The 7,175-nt window shown below is 57.0% G+C and carries 5 protein-coding genes and 1 pseudogene; 5 read left to right on the plus strand and 1 reads right to left on the minus strand.

The window, feature by feature from the left end; translation table 11 throughout:
• Positions 1-70: 70 nt before the first annotated feature.
• The 5 genes and pseudogenes from I3253_RS20120 to I3253_RS20140 all read left to right on the plus strand — a co-directional run.
• Positions 71-790, plus strand: a pseudogene (locus tag I3253_RS20120) (recombinase family protein); the annotation flags it as partial.
• A gap of 1,106 nt (positions 791-1,896) precedes the next feature.
• Positions 1,897-3,078 (plus strand): plasmid partitioning protein RepA, encoded by a 1,182-nt coding sequence (gene repA / locus I3253_RS20125; RefSeq protein ID WP_197919578.1) that lies wholly within the window; start codon positions 1,897-1,899, stop codon positions 3,076-3,078.
• 2 nt (positions 3,079-3,080) lie between these two features.
• Entirely contained in the window at positions 3,081-4,052 is a 972-nt protein-coding gene (gene repB / locus I3253_RS20130) for a plasmid partitioning protein RepB (RefSeq protein ID WP_232272218.1), read from the plus strand.
• A 272-nt stretch (positions 4,053-4,324) separates the two neighbouring features.
• Positions 4,325-5,620 carry a plasmid replication protein RepC gene (repC, locus tag I3253_RS20135; protein ID WP_197919580.1) on the plus strand — a complete coding sequence of 432 codons (1,296 nt, stop codon included), beginning with the start codon at positions 4,325-4,327 and terminating at the stop codon, positions 5,618-5,620.
• 144 nt (positions 5,621-5,764) lie between these two features.
• Entirely contained in the window at positions 5,765-6,859 is a 1,095-nt protein-coding gene (locus I3253_RS20140) for a Fic family protein (protein WP_197919581.1), read from the plus strand.
• A gap of 91 nt (positions 6,860-6,950) precedes the next feature.
• Here I3253_RS20140 and I3253_RS20545 read toward each other — a convergent pair.
• Positions 6,951-7,175, minus strand: a 225-nt coding sequence (locus I3253_RS20545) for a hypothetical protein (protein ID WP_232272219.1), incomplete at its 5' end; no start/stop codon positions are given.

Raw genomic sequence — 7,175 nt, forward strand, 5'->3', positions numbered from 1 at the left:
GTGAAGCGCTAAGATGAAATTCCAGCGCTTCAGTTTCAGCTTACTGCTTCAATTGAAATCGGGAACTAAACGCGACAACCGGCTTGCGCGATCTCTGTCGCACTTGCTGGAGGTGATCGAACGTCTGGAGGCCAAGGGAGCTTTCTTCCGCTCCCTGCAGGACCCCATCGACACCGCTTCCCCGCAGGGCAAGTTCACATTGCAGGTTCTGGGCGCTGCGGCCGAGTTTGAACGTGCTCTGATCCGCGAGCGTACCAAGGCTGGGCTCGCTTCTGCGCGGGCCAAAGGGCGCGTAGGTGGCAACCCAGGGCTTCGCGCCAAGGACCCCGCCGCGCTGCGCAAGGTGCGGCTGGCGCGGCAGGACGGCTACATGGAGCGCCTGAACGAGTCTGCGCAGGATTGGGTGCCCCATGTGCGCCGTTTGCGCCCCGATATGGCTTGGGAAGACGTCCTGCGGATTATCAATGCCCCCCTGCCCCATGATCGTCATTGGACCCAAAGCCGCCTGCTCCGCGCCGTGAAGGCATATGTGCGCGACGGGTTTCTCCCCGCCGAGGTCCTAGCCCGAGCTGGCCGCCGCGAAACCGACGATCGCCTGCCTGCCATCGTGGCGGCCATCAAGGGCGCGGACCCATACATCACTCTTCAGGCAATCTGCGACCGGCTTGAGTCTATGCGTGAGCGCACCCCTCGAGGTCGCACGAGCTGGCAGCCGTCGTCGGTCAAAATGCAGCTGGAGCGCGCTGAAAGGCTGGGGTTGCTGAAGTCCGCGCATCAACAACAATCTTGAGAATCTTTCACGCCATGGAACGATTGCAGCGTTGCAGCGTACTTTGCGGGTGTTTGGATGGGTTCACGACGCGCAACCGATGTTTCACGCGCAATCCGTCGTGCAATTCCCTGCTCCTCAACGCTGGCATGCGGCGATCAGTGAGTCAGACACAAAGCCTCAGTCGGGCATGAACTTGAGGTGGCGTCGAGTATAGCTACTGCGCGCTCCCAGAGGTTTCCAATTGTCTCCATTAACTGAAAATCGACTTAGCGAGGACCGGCACGATGATAGAGGTCCCTGCCCTGGTATTTGCGACGACGGTTCCTGAATCTGGATCTTCGGAAGGCATCTGCCATCGATCATTCTAAGCGGATCTTCTAAACAGCAAAGCTGGGGGCAGTTTGCCCTCTGACATTCGGTGACGGGAGCCATAGGTTGTGCTGACGCAAGAACGTGGTCCGCGGTTGCTTTCCAGTGTTCTCCGAAGCCATCTAGTAAGCGCATCGGCTTCTTTGAGTTTGAACTCATTATCACTGTACATTCTCTGAAACCTTGAGTGGCGCGGATCATTTCTCCTCGTCCCTCAATAATTTGGTCTCATCGGATGGGTGTCGCGGGTCGGTGAGGTGTGGTTGAATTCGTCGCGGCAATGCTGTGCCTCGTGTCGGATACTGTTCCCACGACGCAGGCAACAAGGATGCCCCCTACCCGGCTGGGGATCATGGGTCCGTCAGCCGACAGGGCGTTGACCATCCTTACTCATGCAGTGCGTTTGGTCTGATCGTTTGGGCACGGCACCCAAGTATCAAAGTAGTTTTGAATGTCGATCCAATTCGGTCGTGGATTGGTCGCATGACTGTCGGTGCGTTGGCTGTTCCGGCATGTGCCGTCGCTGTTGAGGAGCGAGGCGCTTGCGATGCCCAGTCTGCGCCAGATCGGCTCGTGAACCGCAAGTTTGTGCGTGCTGTTAACAGCTGTTAACTCGGGAGTGTGCGTGGCTTCCCTAGTAGCGCTTTGGTCCAACAGCACAATTTGTGGATAAAATCCTTGACTTAACAGGGTGAATCACGGCCATTAGAGTCAAGTTGCGCAAATAAGCGCGTTCGAGCAGAGAAATTGCAACTATGTTTCAGACGGCACCCATCGAAGCGGCGTCCCAATCCGAGCTTACAAGCCAGATGGCCGCGCGTCTACACACGGCGCTCACGACGCATCTTCAACAGGCCTACGCGCCCGATCAGCGGAAAAATTTGAGACTATTCAGCGCAACAGAGACTGCCGACCTACTTGGCGTGACCGGTCAATTCTTGCGCAAGTGCCATAGCGATGGGTCGTTGCCTGAGCCGGAAGTCATTAAGAATGGACGGCGCTTTTATTCCGGGAACGAGATCCTGCAAGCGCGCCATTTTCTCGAGGCAAGCTCTCGAAAGCCGGGAAAATACCTTCCTGGGCGTCGCGAGGGCGACAAATTGCAGGTCATTCAGCTGATGAACTTCAAAGGTGGCTCTGCGAAGTCCACCTCTGCGATCCATCTGTGTCACTATCTTGCTTTGAGCGGCTACCGTGTGCTGGCGGTTGATTTGGACCCACAAGGGAGTCTCACGGGCTTTTGCGGGATTCAAACTGAACTGGAGTTTGAAGGCGCGTCAATCTACGACGCGCTGCGTTATGACGATCCAGTGCCGATGTCAGAAGCTGTCGTGGAAACCTATTTCCCTGGCTTGCATTTGGCCCCTGCCCGCCTTGTGCTGAGCGAATTTGAGACTGAAACAGCGGTCAATGCGGGGCGAGGTGTCGCGTTCTTTGAGAAGCTCAGCCTAGCGATCCAGTCCGTTGAGAGCGACTACGATGTAGTTGTGATCGACAGCCCGCCAGCTCTGGGTTTTTTGACTCTGACCGGTCTTTACGCCGCGACCTCCGTTATCGTGCCGATGACGCCAAGCATGCTCGACCTTGCCTCTACACAGCAGTTTGTCGAGATGACATCTGCCTATCTCGGGGTGATCGAGGACACAGGCGTCAAGCTCGATCATGACTTTTTCTCTTTTCTCATCACGCGGGACGATCCGAGCGATATTCCGAGTCAGCAGATCGTGAGCCTGATGCGCGCCCTCTTCCAGGATCGTGTCGTTGGAGCGACCGGACTGCGCAGTACGGCCATTGGCGACGCGTCGATGCTCAAGATGTCGATCTACGAGGTTGCACGATCCGAGATGACGCGGTCGACCTACGATCGGGCGAAGAACAGCATGGATGCTGTAGGTGCGGAGATCGCAGGGATGCTTCAACAGGCATGGGGGCGGTAGTCATGGCAATGGGGAAGAATAAAACGGGTATCATGGCTGCGATCACAGCCGCAAGCGAGGCGTCAAAGGAGGGTGTGTCCGACAGGGCGCATCGGACCTTGCCGAAGGGAACTATCGGTTCGGTCCGCGCCGGTCTCGGGGGCATTCAGGAAATCGACACTAATTTGATCCTCGCCTGGGGTCCAAAGGATCGGCTGGATATCGAGTTAACAGCTGTTAACAGTGACGCAACAAATGAATCCATCCAGGACCTCGCCACCAGTATCGCTGAGTCCGGACAGCAAGTCCCAGTGCTTCTGCGTCCCTCAAAGGATCGTGATGGTCATTTTGAGGTCATCTATGGCCAGCGACGCATAGTTGCGTGCCGCCATCTGGGCTTGCCGGTGCGGGCTTTGATACGCACGCTCGATGACACCGATGCTCTCATGGCGAAGGGTCTCGAGAATGCCGGCCGTGCGGAGCTGAGCTACTACGAACGTGTTCGGTTCGCACAGGCGATCTTGGAGCAGGGATATTCCCGTGCGGAAGCATGCCAAGCTTTGGCGATCAGCAAGAACACTCTCTCGCAGCTCGAACGTATCAATCGGCTTGTGCCAGTAGCGGTCGGCGAGGCAATCGGCGCGGCTCCAGGCGCAGGGCGCCCCAAATGGACGACCCTCGCTACAGCGTTCGAGAAGGACCAACTTTCGGAGGGGCGTGTATTGGATGTGCTTGATCAAACTGGTGCCCTTGATTCCGACGGGCGGCTGGACCTCGTCCTTAAAGAAATTGGCAAACGAGGCAAGCAGGAGCGATCTGTCGAAGAGCGCTCGCCTGTTCCCGGTGTGCAGATCAAGAGTGGAAAATCGGGACTCTCAGTGACCGTAAAGCGGGTAGGGGAGAACACAAGATTTGCGAATTGGTTGGATCAGAATCTGGACCAGCTCATTCAAGATTCCTTCGACCGGTTCCAATCAGAGAGCAACGAAGGATAGCGGCGGTTAACAACTGTTAACCGTCAAGACGGAGGCACTGAGCAGAAAGGAGGACGGCACAAAAGAAAAACCCTCGAAACCGAAGTCCCGAGGGCTGCTGCGCACAAGGCGCGATTTGTTTTGACACCACAATCCTAGCAGCCCGCGAATCGCTAAACAACGAAAAACGTCTTCGGGCGAACAGGTTTTTTGTGCCTGGCTAGAAAATGACAAAATTCAATGATGCTCCGCATGGAGCGACTGGGACAGTCATGCCTCAGAACGGTGAAGGTATGTCCAATATCAACCAACCCTCGGGGTGGCGCAAAGCGACGGCCGGACTCGCGGTTGCTGAACAGCACGCTCAAGCTGGTGAAAGAGCAGCCGTGCCCAAGACACAGGCCTTTGTCGCCGTGAAACGCGTTGGTGCGCATATAGGCCTGAAGGCTGCCGACTTGCTGCTTCTCGACACGCTTGGGGCCTTCACCCAGGCCCAGGACTGGGAGGAGGGACAGCGTCCGATCGTCTGGGCGTCCAACGCCTATCTGATGGAGCAGACAGGCTTCTCACTCTCGGCGCTCAAGCGCCATGCGCGGCGTCTGGCCGAGATCGGCGTGATTGCCTTCAAGGACAGCCCCAATGGCAAGAGGTGGGGCCACAGAGACGCTGACGGCCGTATCATCGAGGCCTATGGCTTTGATTTGTCGCCGCTGTCGGCTCGTGCAGAAGAATTTGAGCAGCTACATGCTGAACTGCAGGCCGAGCGTGAACTCTGCCAGCGCCTGAAGCGCCAGATCACAGTTGCGCGCCGGATGATCCGCGCGAGGCTCGACGCGGCCCTCAGCGGCGCTCTGAGAGGTCCTTGGACGCAGTTCACAGGTCTCTTTGAGGATCTTCTGGGCCGCCTGCCACGCCGGAACACAGCCTCAGGGGCGCTTGCGCGGCTTCTGGAATGGTTCAGGGAACTCCAGGAGCGCGTCGAGGCAGCCTATCTCAAGGCGGTTCGTGCGGATGACGCTGTGGAAAACACGCCTGAAACCAGCGAGCAAGGGCTTCAAAAGACTCAAGAAATGGACCCCAGGGAGGTCATTTCTGAACCTCATATACTAACTACAACTCAACTAGATCCCGTAACCTGTAATCGCTCAGAAACTGAGCAAGCGGCGGCCGTTGTGCCCAATGCGCCACCGGAAGAGAAGGTGGATAGGGAGCTTGAAGACTGGGTGGTTGAAACACGTAAGAAACGTGGTGCAGCGCTTGATTTGCCGACTGTGATGCAGGCGTGTCCTGAATTCGCGTCCTGGGCACGCAATATGGGCGGGTATTTGAAGGATTGGGGCGATCTTCATCGCGTTGTCGGGCAGCTCAGGCCGATGATCGGCGTCTCAGAGCACGCTTGGAACCTCGCTCAGGACCGTCTCGGGCCCCAAGTCGCGACGGCAGCGCTCGTTCTCACTTTTGACAAGCATTGCGCCGGCGAAGTGGCGTCTCCGGGTGGATATCTGCGAGGTATGGTCGAAAAGGCTGGGGCAGGGGAGCTGCATCTCGAGCGCAGTTTCTATGGCCGGTTGAGCGGACAGGCGGCGTAATGGGAAGGGAAGCAGTTGTCCCGCGTTTGAAGTTCCAAGTCGAGCATGCGGAGATTGCCGCTCTTATTCTACGCGCCTTCTGCGGTGTTTGTTATTGTCTTGCGGAGATTGTGCCGTATAATCTCCGCAAGAAATGCGTAAAATATGACTTTCATTCATGAACTCCCTGATTGGCCCCAGTTTTCCTGGGATAAGGCCAAGCTGTCGTCACAACTTGCTGCGGTCCGTCACCGCCAAGGCAAGCTCTTTGGGCGCATGGAGGGACTTGGCTTCGATCTTCGCAACGAGGCGATGCTGCGCATGCTCACTAGTGATGTCGTCAAAAGCAGCGAGATCGAGGGGGAGACGCTCGACAAGGATCAGGTTCGCTCGTCCATTGCGAAGCGGCTCGGGCTCGAAATCGGCGGGTTGGTCCCGTCTGATCGCCATGTTGATGGTGTCGTCGAGATGATGCTGGACGCGACGCAAGCGTATGGCCAGCCACTGGATGCGGAGCGTCTGTTCGGCTGGCATGCGGCCCTCTTTCCGACCGGGCGAAGTGGAATGGCTCGGATCAGGGTCGGAAACTGGCGTGACGGTCCGATGGAGGTTGTATCAGGACCCTATGGTCGCGAACGCGTGCATTTTGAGGCGCCAGACGCCGAACGGCTAGACCCTGAAATGGCGCGCTTCCTGACTTGGTTCAATCAGTCCTCTGAGGCGGATCCCGTCATTCATGCAGCCATCGCCCATCTTTGGTTTGTCACCATCCACCCCTTCGATGATGGAAATGGGCGTATTGCACGCGCGATTGCAGACATGGCCTTGGCGCGATCCGAAGGCAGCGCGCAGCGGTTCTACAGCATGTCGACGCAAATCCGGCAGGAGCGCAGCGCTTATTACGATATGCTTGAGACGACACAAAAAGGGGGGCTTGATGTCACGGCGTGGCTCGTTTGGTTCCTGGCTTGCCTGGACCGCGCATTTGATGGTGCCGAGATCATCCTTGAGGCCGTGTTCCGGAAGGCGCGGTTCTGGGAGAAATATGGAGCGGCAAACATAAACGACCGGCAGCGGGACATGCTCAACCGCCTTTTGGATGGGTTCGACGGAAAACTCACAACGTCGAAATACGCGAAAATCGAAAAGTGCTCACAAGACACGGCATATCGCGACATCCTCGATCTCATCAACTTGGGAGCCCTGGCGAAAGATGAGGCTGGTGGACGTAGCACCAGCTATTCTCTGACGGCAACCTAAAAAGGCTCGTCTCAGGGGAAGCCGAAACGCCGGCTCCAAGGAAGTATCAGCCAAGCACCGGTGAGGCTTGCCGGTTTGGGGCAATCCTAAGTCATTGATAAAGCTTGTAAGTCAGAAGGTTTAAGGACTTCTTTGCCGATGTATGTTGCCGATCTTGAGGTACTGAGTGCAATGAAGATGAACCGCGGTTCTGACGGCCTTGGAAGTCCTCGGCCTGTGCCTCCGGGGTGGCAGAAAGGGAAAGATGCCGTAATGGGGCTTTCGGCGAATCGAGCACGTTTCGCTTGTTTGTCAGCATGATCTGAAGTGCCGTTGC

Source organism: Thiosulfatihalobacter marinus, from assembly GCF_016019955.1.
GTDB classification, from domain to species: Bacteria; Pseudomonadota; Alphaproteobacteria; order Rhodobacterales; family Rhodobacteraceae; genus Shimia; species Shimia marinus_A.

Bases quoted from the DNA above. Each gene is read 5' to 3' on its own strand.
- repA (WP_197919578.1), top strand. From the start codon at position 1,897: ATGTTTCAGACGGCACCCATCGAAGCGGCGTCCCAATCCGAGCTTACA.
- repB (WP_232272218.1), top strand. From the start codon at position 3,081: ATGGCAATGGGGAAGAATAAAACGGGTATCATGGCTGCGATCACAGCC.
- repC (WP_197919580.1), top strand. From the start codon at position 4,325: ATGTCCAATATCAACCAACCCTCGGGGTGGCGCAAAGCGACGGCCGGA.
- I3253_RS20140 (WP_197919581.1), top strand. From the start codon at position 5,765: ATGACTTTCATTCATGAACTCCCTGATTGGCCCCAGTTTTCCTGGGAT.